Here is a 22,611-nt window from a genome sequence, read left to right on the forward strand (position 1 = left end):
AGCCTCCCGCTGATCCTCTCGCAGTCCACTCATTGCACCGCTCCAATATCAAACTCCAGCGGCTTGGCCGGTTTCTGCCCGATCCCGTACCAATCCAGTTTGCGCGTCAGCACCATGAACACACCCAGCAAGCCAAACAGCAGCAACGAGCCCATCAGCAGCGCGTAATCCTCGGCGCTCAGCAAGCCATAGAGCAAGCCATACAACGCCGCCAATCCCGCCGAAAAACTCAAGCCATGACGCACGCTGTGCAGCACATGGCAAACATAGAACCCGATCAACAACACACAACCGCTGGCCGATAGCAGATACGCCGGACCAAAACCGATGTGTTCCGACAGCGACAGCAACAACAGATAAAAGAACGCCAGCGCGACCCCCACCAACGCGTACTGCACCGGGTGCACCGCCAGGCTCTTGAGCACTTCGAACAGGAAGAAACCAGCGAACGTCAGCACGATGAACAGCAACGCATACTTGATCGCACGGTCGCTCTTCAAATACTGATCCACCGGATCGATGAAACTCACGCCAAAGCGGCGGCCATTGAAGGCCTCGCAATCATTGCTGCTCACACAGCGGCTCATGGCGTCCTGCAAGTTGGTGGAGAAGAACGTGGTCTGCCAATCCGCGCTGAAACCGGCGTCATTGATTTCGCGTTTGGCCGGCAGGAAGTTGCCGACAAAACTTGGATGCGGCCAGTTGGCGGTGAGGCTCACACTGCTGCTCTTGCCCACCGGCAGCACTTGCAGCGAACCGGTGCCTTGCAGACGCAGGTCGAAGCCGAACGCCAGTTCCGTGGTTTTGCTGGTGTCGAGCAGTGGCAACGTCACCCGTACGCCTTCGCCGAGCCAGCCAACTTGCGTGCCGGGAACGAAGTCCAGGCGCTGGCCGTCGAGTTCCAGTTTCAAGGCGTTTTCGATGCCGCGAATGTCGCTGATGCCGACCGCGAGAAACGGTGCATCGAACTGATAGTCGACGAAGTCTTCCTTGATGCCCAATTGCGCCGGCAGGGAGAAATGCCCGTTGATGCGGTTATCGGCGTGAAACAGCCGCGCCTCGTAAATGCCCCGGGCGCGCAGTTCGGTTTGCACCTGACCATCGAGTTCGAAGCGTTCTGGCAAGAAGTACAAACGCCCGCGCTCTTCGCCCGGCTCGTCATAACGCTGATTGGTTTTGTCGTTGATCTTCCAGTTGTGCACCACTTTACGATACGGCACCACCATCACCGGCCCGCTCAATTGCTGGCTGTAACTGGAGCTGCGAGCGATGTCTTCAAGCACGCCGTCACGCAGTTGCTGGCGATCATCGATGACGCCGTCGATCATCAGCAACGGCACCAGCAACAGCAGAATCAACAGGCCAATGGCCCCGAGTTTTATGGTCAGACTTCGGTTCATGAGGACGCTCCCTGGTTGGAATGGGAGCGAGTCTGGGAGTGCTTCATGGTTTTGTTATGGAGGTTGTGTGGGATTTGCATGGAAATACGTGTAGAAACCTTTTTCCGGTAGGCGTGGCTTATTGCAACCCGGCTAACCTGGAACACTTTACGGATAAAGGGCTATCACGTTGCACAACAACTCATTCGATTTGATCAGGCACATCGCCGCGCTGATGGTGCTGGTCAGTCACCACTTTGTGCTATCGGGTCGGGAAGAGCCTGGCATTGCCGGTTACAACTCGCTGGGCGGCATCGCCGTCACCGTGTTTTTTGCGATATCCGGCCTGTTGATTACCCAGAGCTACATCAATGCGCGCAGCTTCGGCGATTACCTGAGCAAACGCGTCGCGCGCATCTTTCCTGCGTTGATCTTATGCGCGTTCGTCATGACTTATATCGGTGGCAGTCTGTTCGCCGAAGGTTATGTCAGCGGTTCGAGTGCCTTGATCGACTTCCTGCGTATTTCGGTTTTTGGCAGGGCCGACATCAGAGAAATCACCGACGGCTTTATTTTCGCCGACTCCTTTAATGGGAGTTTGTGGACACTGAAAATCGAGTTCGGTTTTTATCTGCTGCTGGCGGTCGCGCTTGGACTCTATCGACGATCTCTGCTGCCGTGGATCCTGCTGGTGATGTTTGTTATGGCCACCTACGTCTTGGGCAATTACGTGACGGGCGCGCTGGCGCAGAAATTGGCGGTGTACAGCACGGCCGGCATCGCGTTCTTTGCCGGGGCCGTGATGGCTTTCTATAAACAACACTTGAGCGACGCGCGCATTCTGGCGCTCACCTTGGTCGCTGGCATTGGCTTGATATTGGTCAGCATCGGTACGGCGTTGGCCGGTGTGCTGGCGACGCTAGGCTTTTCTATCGCCACCGTGAGTATCGGCCTGCTGTACGTCGACCAAAGTATCCGCGGGCGCTTCGATATTTCCTACGGCATTTATCTTTACGCATTCCCGGTACAGCAACTGGTGATCAACAAGACCTCGCTTGGTTTTGGTTCGTCGATGCTGGTGTCCACGCTGATCGTGATTGCGCTGGCAATCGTGTCCTGGCGTCTGGTCGAGCAACCGGCGCTGCAATTTATCCATCGCAAGAATCGTCAGCGCGCGGCACAGACACCAGCATGACCTGAGCACTGCGCACTGCCTCTAAGGCAGGCGCACTGTCACTTGCACACCGCCCGGCACATTGCAGATCGCGAGTTGGCCACCGTGCAACTTGACCACTTCTTCAACGAAATTGAGCCCAAGCCCGGTGCTCTTGCGCCCACTGTCCGGGCGCGGCAGTGAGTAGAAGCGTTCGGTCAAACGCGGTAATGCGTAATCAGGAATCGGTGAGGTTTCATTGAACAAGCGGACTTCGATCTGTTCCTCCAACCGCTCGGCACTAAAGCGCAGCAAGCCCTGACGCGGGGTGAAATCGAGCGCATTCTCCAGCAGATTGCCCAACGCCTGACGCAGCAGAAATGGCTCGCCGATCACCATCAAATCCACCGCAACCGCTTGTTCAACGCGCAGCTGTTTGCCTTCAATTCGCGCAGCCTGAGCGTGCAACAACTCATCGACCAACACTGCCAGCGGCACGGCCACGCGTTCCTCCAGACCCTGTCGCTGTTCCACTTGCGCCAGATTCAGCAAGCGCTCGATCAACTGCTGCATCCGTGCACTTTCGCTGTCGATGTTGCCGATAAAACGCAAGCGCTGCACCGGAGCCATCTCACCCTGCAACAACTCCGCCGCGCCACGAATCGCCGCCAGCGGACTTTTCAGTTCATGGGTAAGTGTGTGCACGTAACGTTCGACGTAGGCTTTGCCTTCCAGTTGTGTGCGCATCTGCTCGACCGCTGTAGCCAGTTGCTCCAGCTCGCCGCCGCGATAGTGCGGCACTTCCACCCGCCGCCCTTCACTGACGGCCTGGGCGTAACCGGTCAAACGATGCAGTGCGCGACTCAGCCACCACGACAGCAACGCGCCAAACAACAGACCGAGGCCGATCAACCCGGCGCCGTAAAACAGCAGGCGTCGCTCGGTGCGATCAACATAGGGTTGTAATGAGCTGTTGGGTTTGGCCACCGTCACCACGCCGATGATCTGCCCGTTGTCACGAATGGGCGCGCCGACGTGCATCACCGAAGAACTCGGATCATCCGCATCGCTGCGGCTGGACCGGGCGCCGTATTCACCACGCAGGGTCAGGTAGACGTCGTTCCAGCGCGAATAGTCCTGCCCCACCGCCACGCCACTGGAGTCCAGTACGACGATGCCATTGGCGTCGGTGACGTAGATGCGGTGGTTGACCTGATTCTTCGGCAAGCCCCAGATCGTCGCTTGCGGCTGGCGTTCGCCGTAAGCGCGGAGCAGTTGCGGCCAACGATTCTCACTGAGAGTGCCGGCCTTGAAGTCGTCTCGCAGGATCTCCGCCATCAGGTTGGCGGTATCAACCAGCGTTTCTTCGGTGGACTGACGCACGCCGGGGCGGATTTCTTCCATCACCGTGTTGAGCACGAAATAACCGGTCAGGCCGACAAACAGCACATACACCAGAAAAATCCGCAGGCCCAACGACATCAGCTGTGCCCCGGGCTGTAGCTGTAACCGAGGCCGCGGTGGGTCTGGATTGGCTCGGCTTCAGCGCGGACCAGGCGCAGTTTGGCGCGCACGCTTTTGATATGGCTGTCGATGCTGCGCTCGTACCCGGCATCGGCGGCCACTCCCAGCGCATCGAGTAATTGTTCGCGACTGAACACTCGCTCCGGTTGTTCGAGCAGGCATTGCAGCAGGCGGAATTCATGGCGGGTCAGGCTCAATGCCTGGCCGCGATAACTGATCTGGACGCGCTCGGGATCAATGCGAAACAGTGTCGAAGTGGCCTCAATGACAGGACGCGGCGCCATACGCTTGAGGATTGCCCTCACCCGCGCCGCGACTTCCCGTGGGCTGAACGGCTTGACCACGTAGTCGTCGGCGCCGATTTCCAGCCCCACCACACGATCAATCTCGGCATCGCGAGCACTGAGGAACAGCACCGGCACCTCAGTGAAGCGCCGCAGCTGCCTGCAGGTTTCGAAACCGCTGATGTCCGGCAGGCCGATGTCGAGGATGATCAGGTCGGCCGGTGTCTGCCGTTGATGCGCAAGCGCCGCCTCGCCGAGGCTCACCCACGTGGTGGTGAACCCCTCGCCCTGCAAGGCAAAAATCAGCGTGTCGGCAATCGCCGCTTCGTCTTCGACAATCAGGATATGAGGCATGGCATCCGAGCCCGTGGGTTATGTGCGCGAACGGTGCCCCAAGCCTGACGTTACGTCAATGAGACCACTTAGCAGTCCGGCTTGTCGGCGGTGTAACGACGGGCCGGGTTTACAGCCGCGTCAAACTCACGCAGGGCTTTGGCCCCGATCAGCAGCGGATAGTTGAAGTGGCTGCGGTCGGTCAGGTTGACCTCGACGGTACGCTTAACGTTACCCAGGCACAGCTCCAGATCCACCACCGGGCGCTTGGCCGCTTCAGTGGTTTCGCGCTCCTCGTCGTCCTCGTCGGAACGGCTTTTGATCTTGCTGATGCGCGCGACCTTGTGTTCGTAGACTTTGTTGCTGGCGTCTTTGGTGGCGAGGCGGAAACGTACCCAGTCGTCGCCATCGCGGGTGAAGGTCTCGATGTCCTTGGCCGACAGCGAGGCAGTCAGCGCGCCAGTGTCCATTTTGGCCTTGAGCACTTCACCACCGATTTCCGGCAGCGCAATGTATTCATAGCGCCCGTAGAGAGTCGGCTCAGCGGCCATGACCGGCAGGGCGACAAGGGCAAACAATGCAAGGAGGGATTTCACGTAGGGGGCTTCCTTGGGGGAGTTAGGCAATGGGATTTTAGACCGTTGTCTTTGAATTCGTTCGGCAAACCCAAGATCAAAGGATCGCAGCCTTCGGCAGCTCCTACAGTGATCAGGGTAGGAGCTGCCGAAGGCTGCGATCCTTTGATCTTAGTGGTGCAAAGGTGAAACATTCGTCAGCGCAGATTTGGCCTGTCGCCCGAAGCTGCTTATCATGGCGGGCACATCCGTCTTCAAAGAGTCGTTTATGCGCCGCCTGCTCACCGGCTGTTTCGTCACCCTGCTGCTGTTGCTCAACACCCTGATCCTGATCGGGCCGTTGCTGGTGTTTGCGCTGATCAAACTGATTGCGCCCGGCCGCTGGCGCGATCATGCGTCGGCGGCGGTGATGTGGATCGCCGAGACCTGGGCGGAAATCGACAAGCTGATTTTCCGCCTGTGCATCCCGACTCAGTGGGACATTCGCGGTGGCGAAGACCTGCGCCGGGACACCTCGTATCTGGTGGTGAGCAACCATCAGTCGTGGGTCGACATTCCGGCACTGATCCAGACCCTCAACCGACGCACGCCGTTCTTCAAGTTCTTCCTTAAAAAGGAGCTGATCTGGGTGCCGTTCCTGGGTTTGGCCTGGTGGGCACTGGACTACCCGTTCATGAAGCGCTACACCAAGGCATTTCTGGCGAAAAACCCGCAGCTGGCGGGCAAGGATCTGGAAATCACCAAAGCCGCCTGTGAGCTGTTCAAGCGCCAGCCGGTGACGGTGGTGAATTATCTGGAAGGCACGCGCTACACGGCGGCCAAAAGCAGCCAGCAGCAATCACCGTTCAACCAATTGCTCAAGCCCAAGGCCGGCGGCGTGGCGTTCGTGCTGGCGGCGATGGGTGAACAGCTGGACGCGATTCTCGACGTCACCGTGGTTTATCCACAGCAGAAAATTCCGGGATTCTGGGACTTGATCAGCGGCGGCGTGCCGCGAGTGATCGTCGACATCCAGACCCGCGAACTCGACCCCGCGCTGTGGCAGGGCGATTACGCCAACGATCCGGTGTTTCGCGAGAAGGTCCAGAACTGGGTCAACCAACTCTGGACGCTCAAGGACCAACGCATCACCGAGTTACGCGGCGAGCGGTGCTGATTCAGCTACCGGTGCCGGTGCCCCAGATGCTGCCCAGGCTGCTCAACAGCGAACCGCCGACGCCCTGCTGACCGAGGTATTGCAGGATCACCGGGGCAAACTGGCCGATCATGCCGCTGTCCATGCCCAACGCGCTGAACGCATTGTTCAGGTCATTGGTGTCCTTGACGTTGCCCAGCGCGTTTTCCAGACCGGCGGATTTGCCCGACGAACCGAGCAAACCGCTCAGTGCCGCCAGATTGCCGCTGCCACCCGAGAGCTTGTCGATGCCCGGCACTTCCTTGGCCAGCTGCGAGTAGTCAGTGCTGCTCAGCTGGTTTTTCGCCAGCCCCAGCATCGCACTGGTGCCGCCGACGGCTTGCTGCGGCGTGACGTCCAGCGCACTCAGGGCACTTAGCAATCCGGCGGTTTCCGAGGTTGGCGCGGCAGCGGCAGCCTTGTCACCGCCCTGCATGCCCGAAACCGCCCCGGCAACGTCGTTCAAGCTGAAACCGGCAAACACCGGGCCGGCGGCCAAGGTCAGGAGCGATGCCAAGGCAAAACCGCGTGCAATCTTCATTCAGACATCCTCTTGTGACGTAAAGACCGTTCATTCAACGATCAAACTGCCGGTTTGACCGGGTATGCGCCGCCATGTTCCGGAACCGCAAGCGTCACTGTCGCAGAGCCTGTGTGGAGAAACTGTGAAATCCCGTGAGCGAAGGTTGCGTGGCGCTGTGATGGATAAAAAAACGGCGACCAATGGTCGCCGTTTTTTTCTCGCTCGCTTACGCCGCACTGAACAACTTATGCGGATCAATCACAAACTTCTTCGGCACACCGGCATCGAACTCGCCATACCCTTCCGGTGCCTGGTCGAGGCTGATGACCTGCACGCCAACCACTTCGGCAATGTTGATGCGATCCCACATGATCGCCTGCATCAACTGGCGGTTGTACTTCATCACTGGCGTTTGCCCGGTGTGGAAGCTGTGGGATTTTGCCCAGCCCAGGCCGAAACGAATGCTCAGGCTGCCCATTTTCGCAGCAGCGTCCACGGCACCCGGATCTTCGGTGACGTACAGACCCGGGATACCGATCTTGCCAGCCACGCGCACTACGCCCATCAACGAGTTGAGTACGGTGGCCGGGGCTTCGGATTTGACGCCGTCGTGACCGTGTCCACGGGCTTCGAAGCCAACGCAGTCCACCGCGCAGTCCACTTCCGGCTCGCCCAGCAGCGCGGCGATCTGTTCGTGCAGCGGGGTATCTTTCGACAGGTCGACGATCTCAAAACCCTGCGCTTTGGCGTGGGCCAGGCGGATGGTGTTGACGTCGCCAACGATCACCACCGCTGCGCCGAGCAGGCGCGCCGATGCGGCGGCGGCCAGACCGACCGGGCCGGCACCTGCGATGTAAACCGTGCTGCCCGGGCCTACGCCAGCAGTGACCGCACCGTGATAACCGGTCGGCAGGATGTCGGAGAGGCAAGTCAGGTCGCGGATTTTCTCCATGGCCTTGTCGCGATCCGGCAGTTTCAGCAGGTTGAAGTCGGCGTACGGCACCAGCACGTACTCGGCCTGGCCACCGGTCCAGTCGCCCATGTCGACGTAACCGTAAGCACCGCCGGCACGGGCCGGGTTGACGGTCAGGCAGACGCCGGTGTGTTGCTCTTTGCAGGAACGGCAGCGCCCGCAAGCCACGTTGAACGGTACGGAAACCAGATCACCGATTTTCAGGTTTTCGACATCGGAGCCTTTTTCGATCACCTCGCCGGTGATCTCGTGGCCCAGCACCAGACCGGTCTGCGCCGTGGTGCGGCCGCGCACCATGTGCTGGTCAGAGCCGCAGATGTTGGTGGAAACCACTTTGAGAATGACCCCGTGCTCGATCTTGCGACCGCGCGGGTCCTGCATTTTCGGATAGTCGATTTTCTGTACTTCGACCTTGCCAGCGCCGAGATACACCACACCACGATTGCCAGACATGCTTTCACCTCGCTGTTGTTTTTATGGAACCGCGTTGCCCAGACAGGCAGCGCGTTGAGTGCTCGGGTTATTGCTTGTTGGTTTTGCGTTGTCTGTTATGGCCTCATCGCTGGCAAGCCAGCTCCCACAGGATTCGGGTTGGATTGAAATTTTGTAACCGACACAAATCCCTGTAGGAGCTGCCGAAGGCTGCGATCTTTTAGCTATCTAAAGAACGACCGTACGATTGGCGTTAAGAAACACCCTGCGCTCTATGTGATACCCCACCGCCCGCGCCAACGTCAGGCCTTCGATATCCCGCCCCTTGGCAATCAAATCCTCGGGGTAATGGCTGTGATCCACGGCCTCGACACCCTGGGCAATGATCGGCCCCTCATCGAGATCGTTATTGATGTAATGCGCCGTCGCGCCAACCAGCTTCACGCCCTTGTTGTAGGCTTGGTGATACGGTTTGGCGCCCTTGAAACCCGGCAGCAACGAGTGATGAATATTGATCGCCTTGCCATCGAGCTTGCGGCACAGCTCTGGCGACAGCACCTGCATGTAGCGAGCGAGGATGACCAGTTCGGCGCCGGACTCTTCGATCACCTGCCAGACCTGTCGCTCTTGCGACGGTTTGTCGTTGGGATCGAGGGGGAAATGGTAGTAGGGAATCTGGTGCCAATCGGCCAACGGCTTGAGGTCCGGGTGATTGGACACTACCGCCGCGACATCCATCGACAATTGACCGATGCGCTGGCGGTAGAGCAAGTCGTTGAGGCAGTGATCAGCCTTGGAAACCATGATCACCACTTTCGGCCGGTAGTTCGGCGCGGTCAGCTCGAAGATCATGCCAAACGCCTGACCCCGTTCTGCGAGGCCAGCGCGAAAGGCTTGTTCGTCGAAGCCGTCGGGCTGGCGAAATTCCACACGAATGAAGAAGCGGCCGGAGAGCCGGTCATCGAACGAGTGGTGCTCGGTGACGTAGCAACCCTGCTCGAACAGAAAACGCGTGACCGCGTCCACAGTGCCGAGGACGCTGGGGCAGTCGGCGGTCAGAATCCATGTGTCTGGGGCGCGGCTCATGGTGCGGTGACTCCTGTTTCGACAACGGTGAGCAGAGTGAACTCTGAACTGGGTTGACCTGTGCTGAACTGCTTTTGTGGTGAGGGGATTTATCCCCGTTGGGTGGCGAAGCCGCCCCAAAACCAGTCACCGCGGTTTATCAGGTAGATCGAATTCACAGGTATTGCGACTGCTTCGCAGCCGAACGGGGATAAATCCTTTCGCCACAGAAGCAGGCACGATAGCCATGCAGTGTCAGGCCTGGACGCTGAGGCCGTACTCAGCCGAAGCATCCTGCAACCACAACCACCAGTAATCCGAGAAACTGCGACGAATCAGCAGCTCCCAAGTGTCTTCAGCGGTGTGGCGAATCATCAGCTGCGACTTGGCGAACACCGTGCCCACAGCCTTACCCACCGGGAAGCTGTTCGGATGCACGTCGTAACTGGTGGACTTCATCAATACCTGACGCACGTTCGGCCCGCTCAGTTCGAGCACTTGCTGGCCGCCGCTGACGTTGACGATCGCAATGTGCAGATCGCCCAGCGCTTCACGCAGTTTCTGTTCGGCGGCGAATTCTTCACCGCTTGGCACGATCAGCAGCCATTCATCCGGGCCCATCCATTGCAGGCTGGTTTCGCCTTTGACGATCACGCTCAGAGCGCCGGGCAGTTCGATGCCCAAGGCCTTGTGCACACCGGCAGCGAAAGCGGCATCGTGGCCATCGCCACGGATGGTCAGATGGCCGAGGAGTTTGCGCTCACGCACGATCACGCCGGCGTTCTTGCGGCCCTTGCCGACCAGGCTGGCGAGGTCGGCATGGTGCAGCGACGACTCGGCCTTGGCCCCTGAGGCTGGGCGTTGTTGGTAAACATTGGCTGTGGTCATAAAGCACCTTTCCTGAATTCTGACTTGAGCCCTGTGCCAGCAGATATACCGCTATCGCGAGCAGGCTCACTCCTACAAGGGGTACGCGTTCACCTGTAGGAGTGAGCCTGCTCGCGATGAAGTCATCACGGTGCAACTGCACTCCACAGGATCCGAACCATCAAATATTCTGCCGATCACCCTTCGGATCGAAGAACACCGAAGACACGATTTCCGCCTCGATCACGCTGCCGTCCGCCAACGGTGCAAACACCCGCTCGCCAAGACGCTTAAGACCGCCCTTCACCACGCCCATCGCAAACGAATAACCAAGGGAGTTGTGCGCATAGCTGGAAGTCACGTGGCCGACCATGGTCATCGGGATCGTCTGTTTAGTGTTGAACACCAACTGCGCACCTTCCGGCAGCCATTTGGTCGGATCGATCGGCTTCAGGCCCACCAACTGTTTGCGCTGATCACGCACGCAGTCTTCACGGTTCATGCCGCGCTGGCCGATCCACGAGAACGGTTTGGTGCGACCGACACACCAGCCCATGTTCAAGTCGTCCGGGGTCATCGAGCCGTCAGTGTCCTGGCCGACGATGATGAAGCCCTTCTCGGCGCGCAGGACGTGCATGGTTTCGGTGCCATACGGCGTCAGGTTGTACTGCTTGCCCGCCTCGACGATTTTCTCCAGCACGCCCATCGCGTAGTCGGCCTGCACGTTGACTTCGTACGACAGCTCACCGGTGAACGAGATGCGGAACACCCGCGCCGGCACGCCGCCGACCTCGCCTTCTTTCCAGGTCATGAACGGGAACGCTTCGTTGCTCAAATCGATATCGGTGACAGCGCTGAGCAGCTTGCGGCTGTTCGGCCCGGACAGGGTCATGGTCGCCCAGTGGTCGGTCACGGAGGTGAAATACACCTTCATGTCCGGCCATTCGGTCTGGTGGTACAGCTCCAGCCATTGCAGCACGCGCGCGGCGCCGCCAGTGGTGGTGGTCATGACGAAATGGTTGTCCGCCAAGCAAGCCGTCACACCGTCGTCGAAGACCATACCGTCTTCTTTGCACATCAAACCGTAACGGGCCTTGCCCACGTCGAGCTTGGTCCAGGCGTTGGTGTACACGCGGTTGAGGAACTCGCGGGCATCCGGGCCTTGGATGTCGATCTTGCCCAGCGTCGAGGCGTCGAGCAGGCCGACGCTGTCGCGCACCGCTTTGCACTCACGCTTCACAGCGGCATGCAGATCTTCACCGTTTTTCGGGAAGTACCACGGACGCTTCCACTGGCCGACGTCTTCGAACTCGGCGCCGTTTTTCAGGTGCCATTGATGCAGTGCGGTGTAACGCACCGGTTCGAAGATGTGTCCGCAGTGGCGGCCGGCGATCGCGCCGAAAGTCACCGGCGTGTAGTTCGGACGGAACATCGTGGTGCCCATCTGCGGGATGGTCACGTTCAGCGAACGGGCGGCGATGGCCAGACCGTTGACGTTGCCCAGCTTGCCCTGATCGGTGCCGAAACCCAGCGCGGTGTAGCGTTTTACGTGTTCAACCGACTCGAAACCCTCGCGGGTCGCCAGTTCGATGGCGGCGGCGGTCACGTCGTTTTGCAGGTCGACGAATTGCTTCGGTGCCCGTGCGGTGTTCTTTTCATGCGGCACCTGGAACAGCGCCAGCGTCGGTTCTTCGTGACGGCTCAAGGCTTTTGGCAACACGCCTTCTACCGTCTGGAAACCGGCTTCGGCAGCGGCGCGCACGCCACCTTCAAAACCATCGGCCAGCGAATCGCCGAGACCATAAACACCGTTGATGCCACCGACGCACACGCGTTTCTGCGGTGCTTCGCCCGGTACGAAACCGAGGATGTCTTCACGCCAGGTCGGCTTGCCGCCCAAGTGCGAGGCCAGGTGAACCACCGGGCTGTAACCGCCGGAGCTGGCGACCACGTCGCAGTCGAGCCATTCGCCCGGGCTGGTCACGGCGTGCGCTTTGACATCAATTGCGGCGACGCGGGCAGCGGTAACGCGCTTGCTGCCTCGGGTCTCGATCACGGCGCTACCGGTGAGGATGCGGATGCCTTTGGCGCGAGCCTCTTCAACCAATGCGCCACGCGGATTGCTGCGGGCATCGGCGATGGCCACCACTTGCAGGCTGGCGTCGAGCCAGTCCAGCGCCACGCGGTAGGCGTGATCGTTGTTGGTCGAAAGCACAAGCTTCTTGCCCGGCGCCACACCGTAGCGGCGCACGTAAGTCGATACCGCACCGGCGAGCATGTTGCCCGGCACATCGTTGTTGCCGTAGACCAACGGACGCTCGCACGCGCCAGTGGCCAGCACCACACGCTTGGCGCGAACGCGGTGGATGCGCTGACGCACCTGACCGATTGGCGCACGGTCGCCGAGATGATCAGTGAGGCGTTCGTGAATGGTCAGGAAGTTGTGGTCGTGGTAACCGTTGACCGTAGCGCGCGGCAGGATCAGCACGTCCGGGGTGTTTTTCAGTTCGGTGATGACGCTGGCAACCCACTCCATCGCAGGCTTGCCGTCGAGGCTTTCGCGCGAATCGAGCAGGCTGCCGCCGAACTCTTCCTGCTCGTCGGCCAGAATGACGCGAGCACCGCTGCGCGCAGCGGCCAGTGCTGCAGCGAGACCGGCCGGGCCACCGCCAACAATCAGCACGTCGCAGTGCTGGTTCATGTAGTCGTAGGTGTCCGGATCAATCTCGGTCGGCGAGCGGCCAAGACCTGCAGCCTTACGAATGTACTTCTCGTAAGTCATCCAGAACGATTGCGGGTACATGAAGGTTTTGTAGTAGAAACCCGGCGGCATCAGCTTGCCGCCAACCTTGCCGAGAATGCCCATCATGTCGTTGTTGACGCTCGGCCAGCCGTTGGTGCTGGTCGCGACCAGACCTTGATACAACGCCTGTTGCGTGGCGCGCACGTTGGGGATCTGCGTGGCTTCGGTAGCACCGATCTGCAGCACCGCGTTCGGCTCTTCGGCACCGGCGGCGAAGATCCCGCGAGGACGCGAATACTTGAAGCTGCGGCCGATGATGTCGACGCCGTTGGCGATCAGTGCGGCGGCCAGCGAGTCACCCTCGAAGCCTTTGTAGCTCTGACCGTTGAAGGTGAAGCTCAGCACTTTGTTGCGGTCGATCCGTCCACCGTTGGACAGGCGATTGGTCTGGTTCATACCTTCTCTCCCAGCGCCGTCGTGGCTGTTTTCGCGCCATCAGCCTTGTCGGTGAATTGCGGCTTGGTGCCGATCTTGTAGGTTTCGAGAATCTCGTAAGTCACGGTGTCGCGGGTGACGTTGAAATACTGGCGGCAACCGGCGACGTGATCCCACAGCTCGTGGTGCAGACCGCGCGGGTTATCACGGAAGAACATGTAGTCGCCCCACTCCGCATCGGTGCAGCTTGCAGGGTCCAGCGGACGCGGAATGTGCGCCTGACCAGAGGCATGGAATTCCTCTTCGGAGCGCAGCTCGCCGCAGTGAGGACAGAAGATATGCAACATGGGGATTTCTCCTGTTAGTGGGCAACCGCAGCAGCGCCGTGTTCATCGATCAACGCACCGTTGTGGAAACGGTCGATGGAGAAAGGTGCGGCCAACGGATGCATTTCACCCTTGGCCAGGCTCGCGGCAAAAACGTTGCCCGAGCCGGGAGTTGCCTTGAAGCCGCCGGTACCCCAACCGCAGTTGAAGAACATGTTCGGCACCGGGGTTTTCGAAATGATCGGGCAGGCATCCGGCGTGGTGTCGACGATGCCGCCCCACTGACGGTTCATGCGTACACGGGACAACACCGGGAACATCTCGACGATGGCCTGAATGGTGTGCTCGATCACCGGGTACGAACCGCGCTGGCCGTAGCCGTTGTAGCCGTCGATACCGGCACCGATCACCAGGTCGCCCTTGTCGGACTGGCTGATGTAACCGTGCACGGCGTTGGACATGATCACACTGTCGATAATCGGTTTGATCGGCTCGGACACCAGCGCTTGCAGCGGGTGGGATTCGATTGGCAGACGGAAACCGGCGAGTTTGGCCATGTGCCCGGAGTTACCAGCGGTCACCACGCCGACGCGCTTGGCGCCGATGAAACCCTTGTTGGTTTCAACGCCGATGCACACGCCGTTTTCTTTGCGGAAACCGATTACTTCGGTCTGCTGGATCAAGTCCACGCCCAAAGCATCAGCGGCACGGGCAAAGCCCCAGGCCACTGCATCGTGACGGGCGACGCCGCCGCGACGCTGGACCGTTGCGCCCAGTACTGGGTAGCGGGTGTTTTTCGAGCAATCGAGGTACGGAATCTCGTTGGCGACTTGCTCAGTGTTGAGCAACTCGCCGTCGACGCCGTTGAGGCGGTTGGCGCTGACCCGACGCTCGGAATCACGGATGTCCTGCAAGGTGTGGCACAGGTTGTAAACGCCGCGCTGGGAGAACATCACGTTGTAGTTCAAGTCCTGCGACAGGCCTTCCCACAATTTCATCGCATGTTCGTACAGATGCGCCGACTCGTCCCACAAGTAGTTGGAACGCACGATGGTGGTGTTGCGCGCGGTGTTACCGCCGCCCAGCCAGCCCTTCTCGACCACGGCGACGTTGGTGATGCCGTGCTCTTTCGCCAGATAGTAAGCAGTCGCCAGACCGTGCCCGCCGCCGCCGACGATGACCACGTCGTAGACCTTTTTCGGGGTCGGCGTGCGCCACATTTTCTGCCAGTTTTCGTGGTGGCTGAGCGAGTGTTTGAAGAGGCCGAAGCCCGAATAGCGTTGCATAGTCATGTACTCCAGAACGCTCAGCGATAAACCGGGAAGTCAGCGCACAGGGCCGAAACCTGCTGGGCAACATTGGCCTCGACATCGGCATCGCCGAGGTTATCGAGGATGTCGCAGATCCAGCCGGCCAGCGTCACACACTGGGTCACCTTGAAACCGCGCGTGGTCACCGCCGGGGTGCCGATGCGCAGGCCGGAAGTCACGAACGGCGACTGCGGATCGTTCGGCACCGCGTTCTTGTTGACGGTGATGTGCGCACGGCCAAGAGCGGCGTCGGCATCTTTGCCGGTCAGGCCCTGACGGATCAGGCTGACCAGGAACAGATGGTTATCGGTGCCGCCGGACACTACATCGTAGCCACGTTTGATAAACACGCTCGCCATCGCCTGGGCGTTGTCGATCACTTGTTGTTGATACGCCTTGAAGCCAGGCTCCAGCGCTTCCTTGAAGCACACGGCTTTACCGGCGATGACGTGCATCAGCGGGCCACCCTGAGCGCCGGGGAACACCGCAGAGTTGAGTTTCTTTTCAATTTCTTCGTTGGACTTGGCCAGGATCAAACCACCACGCGGGCCGCGCAGGGTTTTGTGCGTGGTGGTGGTGACCACGTCGGCGTACGGCAGCGGGTTCGGGTACAGACCGGCCGCGACCAGACCGGCCACGTGAGCCATGTCGACGAACAGCAGCGCACCGACCTTGTCGGCGATCTGGCGGAAGCGCGGGAAATCCAGCGTTTTCGAGTAAGCCGAGAAGCCGGCGACGATCATTTTCGGCTGGCACTCGACGGCCAGACGCTCGACCTCGTCGTAATCGATCAGCCCGGTATCGGTGTTGATCCCGTACTGCACGGCGTTATAGAGCTTGCCCGAGGACGACACTTTGGCGCCGTGGGTCAGGTGACCACCGTGGGCCAGGCTCATGCCCAGAATGGTGTCGCCCGGCTGGATCAACGCCAGGTACACGGCGCTGTTGGCCGAGGAACCGGAGTGCGGCTGGACGTTGGCGTAATCGGCGCCGAACAGTTGCTTGGCGCGCTCGATGGCCAGCGCTTCGACTTTATCCACATGCTCGCAGCCGCCGTAGTAGCGCTTGCCCGGATAGCCTTCGGCGTATTTGTTGGTGAGGCCGCTGCCCTGGGCTTGCATCACGCGTTTGCTGGTGTAGTTCTCCGACGCGATCAGCTCGATGTGATCTTCCTGACGTTGCTCCTCGGCATTCATCGCCGCCAGCAGTGCATCGTCGTAACCCTGGATCTGGTCTTGCTTGCTGAACATCGCGTCTCTCCCAGCGGCGGCGGTGCGCCATTCGTCTCGGTCAGGCACCTGCGTGCCCTTTGATGCGATGGTATGACCGGCGCAGACAGCTCAAATGCCTACGGACGCCACGCAAAGGTGCGTTTACGACATGGCAGGAAATGGCTTGGAGAATGCAGTCCCCTGTAGGAGCTGCCGCAGGCGGCGATCTTTTGATCTTGCTTTGGATTCTGAAAAGCCAAAGTCAAAAGATCGCAGCCTGCGGCAGCTCCTACAGGGGTTATGCGATGACCTGGCGCAGGGCGAGCAGTACGAGGAAATGCGCGGGATACAGGGCGTAGGCCCAGCGCCGCATCGGTGGCGGCTGTATCGTTTGGGCATGTCGCAAAAGCAACATCCCAAGCAATGGCGCAATCAGGCAAACGATGAGGCCGAAGATCGCCAGTTCACTGCCGAACCGCACAGATTCGAACAACACCCGCCACTGATTCGCCGCGAGGCACACCAGCCCCGGCAACAGACTGAAATACCATTGCCGGCGAATCACCCACAACGTCGCCAGCGGCAGCAAGACACCAAAGAAACCGAACATCAGCCGTTCCGAGAACAGCGCCGAAAGCAGCAACGCGCCAGCGCCGAGCACTCGCGATGCCAAGGTCCGATCCTGCCAGCCTCGCGCCACCAGCAATCCCAACGCCAAAGTCGGCATGACGTTCAACGTGTCGGGATCAGGAATGTACAACCGATACGGAATCTCGCTGACCAGGCTGAACAACAGCAACCAGCCCAGATACCGCCACTCGGTCTTGCGCGCCCCCGCACGATCAAGATTCGCCGCCATCGCCAGACAAAACCATGGAAACGCCAAACGCCCAGGCACATACAGCCAATCGACGGAGAACCCGACATATCGCAGGTGATCGAGCAACATGCTCAACAGCGCCAGCCACTTGAGCAGATCCAGCGCGCCGTCGCGTTTTCTCAGGTGCATAATCGGCCCGTGTCCTTGTAGAGTTTTGACAACGACATCCCGTGTGCTCCCCGGAAGATCTTCGGTAAAGTGCGCACCATCATTGACCAACGAAGCGCCACAAGCGTTTCGATCACGGAAGCCGGCCATGACCGACAAGAGCCAACAATTCGCCAGCGACAACTATTCCGGTATCTGCCCTGAAGCCTGGGCTGCCATGGAACAGGCCAACCACGGCCACCAACGCGCGTACGGCGACGATGAATGGACCGCTCGCGCGGCCGACCATTTCCGCAAACTGTTCGACACCGATTGCGAAGTATTCTTCGCCTTCAACGGCACCGCCGCCAACTCGCTGGCCCTGTCGTCGCTGTGCCAGAGTTACCACAGCGTGATCTGCTCGGAAACCGCCCACGTCGAAACCGACGAATGTGGCGCCCCGGAGTTTTTCTCCAACGGCTCGAAACTGCTGATCGCCGGCACTGAAAACGGCAAGATCACCCCGGCCTCGATCCGCGAAGTCGCGCTCAAGCGTCAGGACATTCACTACCCTAAACCGCGTGTCGTGACCCTGACCCAGGCCACTGAAGTCGGCAGCGTCTACACCCCGGAAGAAATCCGCGCCATCAGCGCCACCTGCAAAGAACTGGGCCTGAACCTGCACATGGACGGCGCGCGTTTCTCCAACGCCTGCGCGTTCCTCGGCTGCTCGCCAGCGGATCTGACCTGGAAGGCCGGTGTTGATGTGTTGTGTTTTGGTGGCACCAAAAACGGCATGGCCGTCGGTGAAGCGATTCTGTTCTTCAACCACAAACTGGCCGAAGACTTCGACTACCGCTGCAAACAGGCCGGGCAACTGGCGTCGAAGATGCGCTTTTTGTCGGCACCGTGGGTGGGCATCCTCGAAAACGACGCCTGGCTGAAATACGCCCGCCACGCCAACCACTGCGCGCAATTGCTTGCAGAACTGGTCAGCGACATCCCGGGTGTCGAGCTGATGTTCCCGGTGCAGGCCAACGGCGTGTTCCTGCAACTGTCCGAGCCGGCCATCGCCGCGCTGACGGAACGCGGCTGGCGCTTCTACACCTTCATCGGCAAGGGCGGCGCACGCTTCATGTGCTCGTGGGATACCGAAGAAGAACGCGTACGCGAACTGGCCCGCGATATCCGTGAAGTCATGAGCGCCTGACCCGACACAACCCCCTCTCCCTGTAGGAGCTGCCGCAGGCTGCGATCTTTTGATCTTGATCTTAAAAACAAAATCAAAAGATCGCAGCCTGCGGCAGCTCCTACACGGCCCCATCGTCGATTACCTTTTTGCTGCTTGGTCTACATTGTCTGTCGAGCCCTCCGCTCACATAACAATAAGCAGGAGCATCGGCATGTCGTTACAAGGCAAAACCCTGTTCATCACCGGCGCCAGCCGTGGCATTGGCCGCGAGATTGCGCTGCGGGCCGCGCGGGACGGGGCCAATATCGTGATTGCGGCGAAAAGCGCCGAACCCCACGCCAAGCTGCCCGGCACCATCCACAGCGTCGCCGCGGAGGTCGAAGCGGCGGGCGGCAAAGCTTTGGCCCTGCAACTGGATGTGCGCGATGAAGACGCGGTGCGCCACGCGTTGGCTCAGGCCAACGAACATTTCGGCGGCATCGATGCGCTGGTGAACAACGCCGGGGCGATCAAGTTGACCGGCGTGCAACACATCGAACTCAAGCGTTTCGACTTAATGCACCAGATCAACACCCGCGCAGTGCTCCTGTGCAGCCAGGCCGCCCTGCCCTATCTGAAGAAATCCGCCGGGCACATTCTCAACCTGTCGCCGCCGCTGAACCTGGCGACCAAGTGGTTCGCCCAATACAGCCCGTACACCGTGACCAAATACGGCATGAGCATGCTGACGCTTGGCATGAGCGAGGAATTCGCCGGGTACGGGATCAGTGTCAACTCACTGTGGCCGCAAACGATGATTGCCACGGCAGCGATTGAGTTTCAGTTGGGCAACAGAGAGTCGTTCAAGCATGCGCGCACGCCGGAGATCATGGCGGATGCGGCTTATGTGATTTTGAGTAGCAGCCAGCGGCAGATCACTGGGCGGTTACTGATTGATGAGGAGATTTTGCGGGAAAGGGGTGCGAGCGAATTCGAGCACTACCGCTTCGAGCCGGGCAGTGACGACAAGCTGATGACCGACCTGTTCGTCGACTGAACACTCCCCTTGTAGGAGCTGCCGAAGGCTGCGATCTTTTGATCTTGATCTTTAAAAACAAGATCAAAAGATCGCAGCCTTCGGCAGCTCCTACAGGGGCCGTGGTTAAAACTCGATACGGACGTCGCCCTTCGGCACGCTGCAGCACGACAAGATAAACCCTTCCGCCTCGTCGTCTTCGGTGATCCCGCCGTTGTGCTCCATCTCCACCTCACCCCCCAGCTTCATCACCTTGCACGTCCCGCAAATCCCCATGCCGCAGGCTTTCGGAATCATCAGCCCAAGCTTGGCCGCCGCCGCATGCACGGTCTCACCCGGTGCCACACGAATGCTCTTGCCGGAGGCGGTGAATTCCACCTGATGCAGATCCGCCGCATCGACTTCCGGCGCGTCCGCGGCTTGCTCGGCCTGTTCGACAGCATCGGCGCGAGCCTCGGGGGGCGTGGCACCGAAGGATTCTTCGTGGTAGCGCGACATGTCGTAACCGGCGGCTTCCAGCAGCCGCTTGACTGCGTTCATGTACGGCGTCGGCCCGCAGCAGAACACTTCGCGCTCAAGAAAGTCGGGCACCATCAGTTCGAGCATCTTGTGATTGAGGTAACCGCGATACCCGGCCCACGGCTCACCCAAGCCGTGCTTCTCGCAGATCAGGTGCAGGCTGAAGTTGTCGATCCGCGAGGCCATGTGTTCCAGCTCACGGTGGTAAATGATGTCTTTGGGCGAGCGCGCGCTGTGGATAAAGGTCATGTCGACGTTGGCATTGGTGTCGTAGAACCAGCGCGCCATCGACATGCACGGCGTGATACCGACGCCGCCGCTCAGGTACAGGACTTTCGGGCTCGGATAGTCCATGGCATTGAACAGCCCGACCGGCCCGTGCACCGCCAACTCCTGGCCCTCGTGCAGCGTGTCGTGCAGCCAGTTGGAAACCTTGCCGCCCGGCACCCGTTTGATCGTCACCGAAAAGCTGTACGGCACCGACGGCGAACTGGAAATGGTGTAAGAGCGCATGATCGGCTGGCCTTCGATTTCCAGCTCCAGGGTGACGAACTGCCCGGGCTTGAAGAAGAACAGGATCGGCTGATCGGCCATGAAGCAGAAGGTGCGCACGTCCCAGGTTTCCTGGATGACTTTGACGCAACGGACGATGTGTCGGCCATTGGCCCAGGTCTGGGTGGTGACCGGATTCAGGAAGCTGTTGGACATGCTGTTCTCCACGGCCGACTGTCGGCCTCATGTCGGCGATTCTGCGTATAGCGCGAACCGTCCGTTTACCTATCCGCGACATCGGCATACTTATCGCGACCAGCCCCCAACCACAGGGGGTTGCGCGTCGGGAACAGATTGCACCATGTCGCCCATGGATAAGGTTCCGCCCAGCGCCGGCCCCACACTCGCCCCAACACCAAGACAGATTCTTTACACCTTGCGTAGCAACCGTTAGCAGCACACCTGATCAGCCACTTTTCGCCGGCCACGCAGATGGCCATGAGGATCACATCGATGGACGTCACCGCAAAAATCAGCCTGGGCGATCCGCTGGAACCCGCACGCAAGGCCACCGCCCAAATGTTGCAGGAGCGCGAGCGCACCTTCTCGCTACCGCAACCGTTCTACAGCGACGAGCGGCTGTTCGATATCGACATGCAGGAGATCTTCCAGAAAGAGTGGTTGATTGCCGGCATGACCTGCGAGATCCCGGCCAAGGGCAACTACCTGACGCTGCAGATCGGCAAGAACCCGATCATCGTGATTCGTGGGGCCGAGGGAGTGGTGCATGCGTTCCACAACGTCTGCCGCCACCGTGGCTCGCGCCTGTGCACCAGTGAAAAGGGCAAGGTCGCCAAACTGGTTTGCCATTACCACCAGTGGACCTACGAGCTGGACGGTCGCCTGCTGTTCGCCGGCACCGAAATGGGCGCCGACTTCGACATGAAGCAGTACGGCCTCAAACCGGTGAACGTGAAGACCGCTGGCGGCTACATCTTTATCAGCCTGGCGGAGAATCCACCGGCCATTGATGACTTCCTGTCGACGCTGAACCACTACATGGAACCCTACGACATGGAGAACACCAAGGTGGCGATACAGACCACCTTGTTCGAAAAAGCCAACTGGAAACTGGTGCTGGAAAACAATCGTGAGTGCTACCACTGCAACGCCTCGCACCCGGAACTGCTGAAAACCCTGCTGGAATGGGACGATGTCACCGACCCACGCGCCGATCAGGCGTTCAAGGATCACGTCGCTGCCTCCGCTGCTGCCTGGGAAGCTGAAAAGATCCCTTATGCCCACGCCAGTTTCGGCCTGCGCAACCGCATCGTGCGCATGCCGCTGCTCAAGGGCACCGTGTCGATGACCCTCGACGGCAAACAGGGCTGCGCCAAACTGATGGGCCGCATCAAAAACCCGGATCTGGGTTCGATGCGCATCCTGCACCTGCCGCACTCGTGGAACCACTGCATGGGCGATCACATCATCGTCTTCACTGTGTGGCCGATCAGCGCGCAGGAAACCATGGTTACCACCAAGTGGATCGTGCACAAGGATGCGGTCGAAGGCGTCGATTACGACGTTGAGCGCATGCGCCAGGTGTGGGATGCGACCAATGATCAGGACCGGCGTCTGGCCGAAGAGAACCAGCGTGGGATCAACTCCACGGCTTACCAGCCAGGGCCTTACTCCAAAACCTATGAATTTGGCGTGGTGAACTTTGTTGACTGGTACAGCGAAAGACTGCTGAGCAATCTCGGCGCAGAACCTGCGCCTTACCTCAAAGGCGTCCCTGTCCAGGGTTAAAGCGAGATCAAAAGATCGCTGCCTTCGGCAGCTCCTACAGGTTTTGTGGCGCTCACAAATTCGGTGAACACCAACAACCCTGTGGGAGCTGGCTTGCCAGCGATGGCGTCCTGACATTCACCTTTGACCTCCAGTGGATGAATTTTGATCAACCACGCCACACACCATACCCACCAAGCCCCCCAGCCTTCCGCAAACAACTTATCCACATACCCACCCACAGCAAATGGGGACAACTGTGGATGACTCGAAAAATATTCCAATGATTTGCCAAGAAAAACCGTGACTTATGCAGAAGTACAGTTTGGGA

The 22,611-nt window shown here is 59.7% G+C and carries 20 protein-coding genes; 5 read left to right on the forward strand and 15 right to left on the reverse strand.

What is annotated here, in order from left to right:
* Nucleotides 1–29: 29 nt before the first annotated feature.
* The gene (gene creD / locus ICA15_RS10920; RefSeq protein WP_210553514.1) at nucleotides 30–1,400 is read right to left on the reverse strand and encodes a cell envelope integrity protein CreD; all 1,371 of its coding nucleotides are present in this window, start codon (nucleotides 1,398–1,400) and stop codon (nucleotides 30–32) included.
* A 169-nt stretch (nucleotides 1,401–1,569) separates the two neighbouring features.
* Here creD and ICA15_RS10925 point away from each other — a divergent pair, with 169 nt between their 5' ends.
* The gene (locus tag ICA15_RS10925) at nucleotides 1,570–2,574 is read left to right on the forward strand and encodes an acyltransferase family protein (protein WP_210553513.1); all 1,005 of its coding nucleotides are present in this window, start codon (nucleotides 1,570–1,572) and stop codon (nucleotides 2,572–2,574) included.
* Nucleotides 2,575–2,595: 21 nt separating this feature from the next.
* Here the strand turns inward: ICA15_RS10925 and creC are convergent, their stop codons facing one another.
* The 3 genes from creC to ICA15_RS10940 form a co-directional block, all read right to left on the reverse strand.
* Nucleotides 2,596–4,014, reverse strand: coding sequence for a two-component system sensor histidine kinase CreC (creC, locus tag ICA15_RS10930; protein WP_210553512.1), 1,419 nt, complete (start codon nucleotides 4,012–4,014; stop codon nucleotides 2,596–2,598).
* Nucleotides 4,014–4,694, reverse strand: coding sequence for a two-component system response regulator CreB (gene creB, locus ICA15_RS10935; protein WP_210553511.1), 681 nt, complete (start codon nucleotides 4,692–4,694; stop codon nucleotides 4,014–4,016). The genes creC and creB overlap by 1 nt, the downstream gene beginning before the upstream one ends.
* A 68-nt stretch (nucleotides 4,695–4,762) precedes the next feature.
* Entirely contained in the window at nucleotides 4,763–5,269 is a 507-nt protein-coding gene (locus ICA15_RS10940; RefSeq protein ID WP_150593669.1) for an ATP-dependent zinc protease, read from the reverse strand.
* Between the two features lie 247 nt (nucleotides 5,270–5,516).
* Between ICA15_RS10940 and ICA15_RS10945 the strand changes: the two genes are divergently transcribed.
* Nucleotides 5,517–6,404 (forward strand): acyltransferase, encoded by an 888-nt coding sequence (locus ICA15_RS10945; RefSeq protein ID WP_210553510.1) that lies wholly within the window; start codon nucleotides 5,517–5,519, stop codon nucleotides 6,402–6,404.
* A gap of 1 nt (nucleotide 6,405) precedes the next feature.
* Here the strand turns inward: ICA15_RS10945 and ICA15_RS10950 are convergent, their stop codons facing one another.
* From ICA15_RS10950 to ICA15_RS10990, 9 genes are all read right to left on the reverse strand, one after another.
* Nucleotides 6,406–6,963 (reverse strand): DUF2780 domain-containing protein, encoded by a 558-nt coding sequence (locus tag ICA15_RS10950; RefSeq protein WP_150601882.1) that lies wholly within the window; start codon nucleotides 6,961–6,963, stop codon nucleotides 6,406–6,408.
* Nucleotides 6,964–7,171: 208 nt separating this feature from the next.
* On the reverse strand, nucleotides 7,172–8,371 hold the full coding sequence (gene fdhA / locus ICA15_RS10955) for a formaldehyde dehydrogenase, glutathione-independent (RefSeq protein WP_042561444.1): 1,200 nt from the start codon (nucleotides 8,369–8,371) through the stop codon (nucleotides 7,172–7,174).
* Between the two features lie 207 nt (nucleotides 8,372–8,578).
* Nucleotides 8,579–9,436 carry a formyltetrahydrofolate deformylase gene (purU, locus tag ICA15_RS10960; protein ID WP_042561445.1) on the reverse strand — a complete coding sequence of 286 codons (858 nt, stop codon included), beginning with the start codon at nucleotides 9,434–9,436 and terminating at the stop codon, nucleotides 8,579–8,581.
* Between the two features lie 234 nt (nucleotides 9,437–9,670).
* Nucleotides 9,671–10,303: a sarcosine oxidase subunit gamma gene (locus tag ICA15_RS10965; RefSeq protein ID WP_210553509.1), complete on the reverse strand. Its 633-nt coding sequence runs from the start codon at nucleotides 10,301–10,303 to the stop codon at nucleotides 9,671–9,673.
* A 160-nt stretch (nucleotides 10,304–10,463) separates the two neighbouring features.
* The gene (locus tag ICA15_RS10970) at nucleotides 10,464–13,481 is read right to left on the reverse strand and encodes a sarcosine oxidase subunit alpha (RefSeq protein ID WP_210553508.1); all 3,018 of its coding nucleotides are present in this window, start codon (nucleotides 13,479–13,481) and stop codon (nucleotides 10,464–10,466) included.
* Complete coding sequence (locus ICA15_RS10975) at nucleotides 13,478–13,807, reverse strand: sarcosine oxidase subunit delta (protein WP_150601885.1); 330 nt, start codon at nucleotides 13,805–13,807, stop codon at nucleotides 13,478–13,480. The genes ICA15_RS10970 and ICA15_RS10975 overlap by 4 nt, the downstream gene beginning before the upstream one ends.
* A gap of 14 nt (nucleotides 13,808–13,821) precedes the next feature.
* Entirely contained in the window at nucleotides 13,822–15,072 is a 1,251-nt protein-coding gene (locus ICA15_RS10980) for a sarcosine oxidase subunit beta (protein WP_047303829.1), read from the reverse strand.
* Between the two features lie 20 nt (nucleotides 15,073–15,092).
* On the reverse strand, nucleotides 15,093–16,346 hold the full coding sequence (gene glyA, locus ICA15_RS10985; protein WP_150601887.1) for a serine hydroxymethyltransferase: 1,254 nt from the start codon (nucleotides 16,344–16,346) through the stop codon (nucleotides 15,093–15,095).
* Nucleotides 16,347–16,605: 259 nt separating this feature from the next.
* Nucleotides 16,606–17,316 (reverse strand): TraX family protein, encoded by a 711-nt coding sequence (locus ICA15_RS10990; RefSeq protein WP_210553507.1) that lies wholly within the window; start codon nucleotides 17,314–17,316, stop codon nucleotides 16,606–16,608.
* A gap of 127 nt (nucleotides 17,317–17,443) precedes the next feature.
* Here ICA15_RS10990 and ICA15_RS10995 point away from each other — a divergent pair, with 127 nt between their 5' ends.
* Nucleotides 17,444–18,484 (forward strand): low specificity L-threonine aldolase, encoded by a 1,041-nt coding sequence (locus tag ICA15_RS10995; protein ID WP_042561452.1) that lies wholly within the window; start codon nucleotides 17,444–17,446, stop codon nucleotides 18,482–18,484.
* Nucleotides 18,485–18,677: 193 nt separating this feature from the next.
* Nucleotides 18,678–19,502 (forward strand): SDR family oxidoreductase, encoded by an 825-nt coding sequence (locus ICA15_RS11000; RefSeq protein ID WP_210553506.1) that lies wholly within the window; start codon nucleotides 18,678–18,680, stop codon nucleotides 19,500–19,502.
* A 105-nt stretch (nucleotides 19,503–19,607) separates the two neighbouring features.
* Here ICA15_RS11000 and gbcB read toward each other — a convergent pair whose 3' ends face one another.
* Complete coding sequence (gene gbcB, locus ICA15_RS11005; RefSeq protein WP_150601891.1) at nucleotides 19,608–20,708, reverse strand: glycine-betaine demethylase subunit GbcB; 1,101 nt, start codon at nucleotides 20,706–20,708, stop codon at nucleotides 19,608–19,610.
* A 297-nt stretch (nucleotides 20,709–21,005) separates the two neighbouring features.
* Between gbcB and gbcA the strand changes: the two genes are divergently transcribed.
* On the forward strand, nucleotides 21,006–22,301 hold the full coding sequence (gene gbcA / locus ICA15_RS11010) for a glycine-betaine demethylase subunit GbcA (RefSeq protein ID WP_150617784.1): 1,296 nt from the start codon (nucleotides 21,006–21,008) through the stop codon (nucleotides 22,299–22,301).
* Here gbcA and ICA15_RS11015 read toward each other — a convergent pair.
* Entirely contained in the window at nucleotides 22,298–22,510 is a 213-nt protein-coding gene (locus tag ICA15_RS11015) for a hypothetical protein (RefSeq protein WP_150617785.1), read from the reverse strand. The two genes, gbcA and ICA15_RS11015, sit on opposite strands and share 4 nt — an antisense overlap.
* Nucleotides 22,511–22,611: the final 101 nt, after the last annotated feature.

Source organism: Pseudomonas sp. P116, from assembly GCF_020149425.1.
In the GTDB taxonomy this organism is placed as follows: Bacteria; Pseudomonadota; Gammaproteobacteria; order Pseudomonadales; family Pseudomonadaceae; genus Aquipseudomonas; species Aquipseudomonas anatoliensis.

Bases quoted from the DNA above. Each gene is read 5' to 3' on its own strand.
- ICA15_RS10990 (WP_210553507.1), bottom strand. From the start codon at position 17,316: ATGCACCTGAGAAAACGCGACGGCGCGCTGGATCTGCTCAAGTGGCTG.
- fdhA (WP_042561444.1), bottom strand. From the start codon at position 8,371: ATGTCTGGCAATCGTGGTGTGGTGTATCTCGGCGCTGGCAAGGTCGAA.
- ICA15_RS10945 (WP_210553510.1), top strand. From the start codon at position 5,517: ATGCGCCGCCTGCTCACCGGCTGTTTCGTCACCCTGCTGCTGTTGCTC.
- ICA15_RS10965 (WP_210553509.1), bottom strand. From the start codon at position 10,303: ATGACCACAGCCAATGTTTACCAACAACGCCCAGCCTCAGGGGCCAAG.
- ICA15_RS10950 (WP_150601882.1), bottom strand. From the start codon at position 6,963: ATGAAGATTGCACGCGGTTTTGCCTTGGCATCGCTCCTGACCTTGGCC.
- ICA15_RS10970 (WP_210553508.1), bottom strand. From the start codon at position 13,481: ATGAACCAGACCAATCGCCTGTCCAACGGTGGACGGATCGACCGCAAC.
- gbcB (WP_150601891.1), bottom strand. From the start codon at position 20,708: ATGTCCAACAGCTTCCTGAATCCGGTCACCACCCAGACCTGGGCCAAT.
- ICA15_RS11000 (WP_210553506.1), top strand. From the start codon at position 18,678: ATGTCGTTACAAGGCAAAACCCTGTTCATCACCGGCGCCAGCCGTGGC.
- creC (WP_210553512.1), bottom strand. From the start codon at position 4,014: ATGTCGTTGGGCCTGCGGATTTTTCTGGTGTATGTGCTGTTTGTCGGC.
- ICA15_RS10980 (WP_047303829.1), bottom strand. From the start codon at position 15,072: ATGCAACGCTATTCGGGCTTCGGCCTCTTCAAACACTCGCTCAGCCAC.
- creD (WP_210553514.1), bottom strand. From the start codon at position 1,400: ATGAACCGAAGTCTGACCATAAAACTCGGGGCCATTGGCCTGTTGATT.
- ICA15_RS10995 (WP_042561452.1), top strand. From the start codon at position 17,444: ATGACCGACAAGAGCCAACAATTCGCCAGCGACAACTATTCCGGTATC.
- ICA15_RS10975 (WP_150601885.1), bottom strand. From the start codon at position 13,807: ATGTTGCATATCTTCTGTCCTCACTGCGGCGAGCTGCGCTCCGAAGAG.
- purU (WP_042561445.1), bottom strand. From the start codon at position 9,436: ATGAGCCGCGCCCCAGACACATGGATTCTGACCGCCGACTGCCCCAGC.
- glyA (WP_150601887.1), bottom strand. From the start codon at position 16,346: ATGTTCAGCAAGCAAGACCAGATCCAGGGTTACGACGATGCACTGCTG.
- creB (WP_210553511.1), bottom strand. From the start codon at position 4,694: ATGCCTCATATCCTGATTGTCGAAGACGAAGCGGCGATTGCCGACACG.
- gbcA (WP_150617784.1), top strand. From the start codon at position 21,006: ATGGACGTCACCGCAAAAATCAGCCTGGGCGATCCGCTGGAACCCGCA.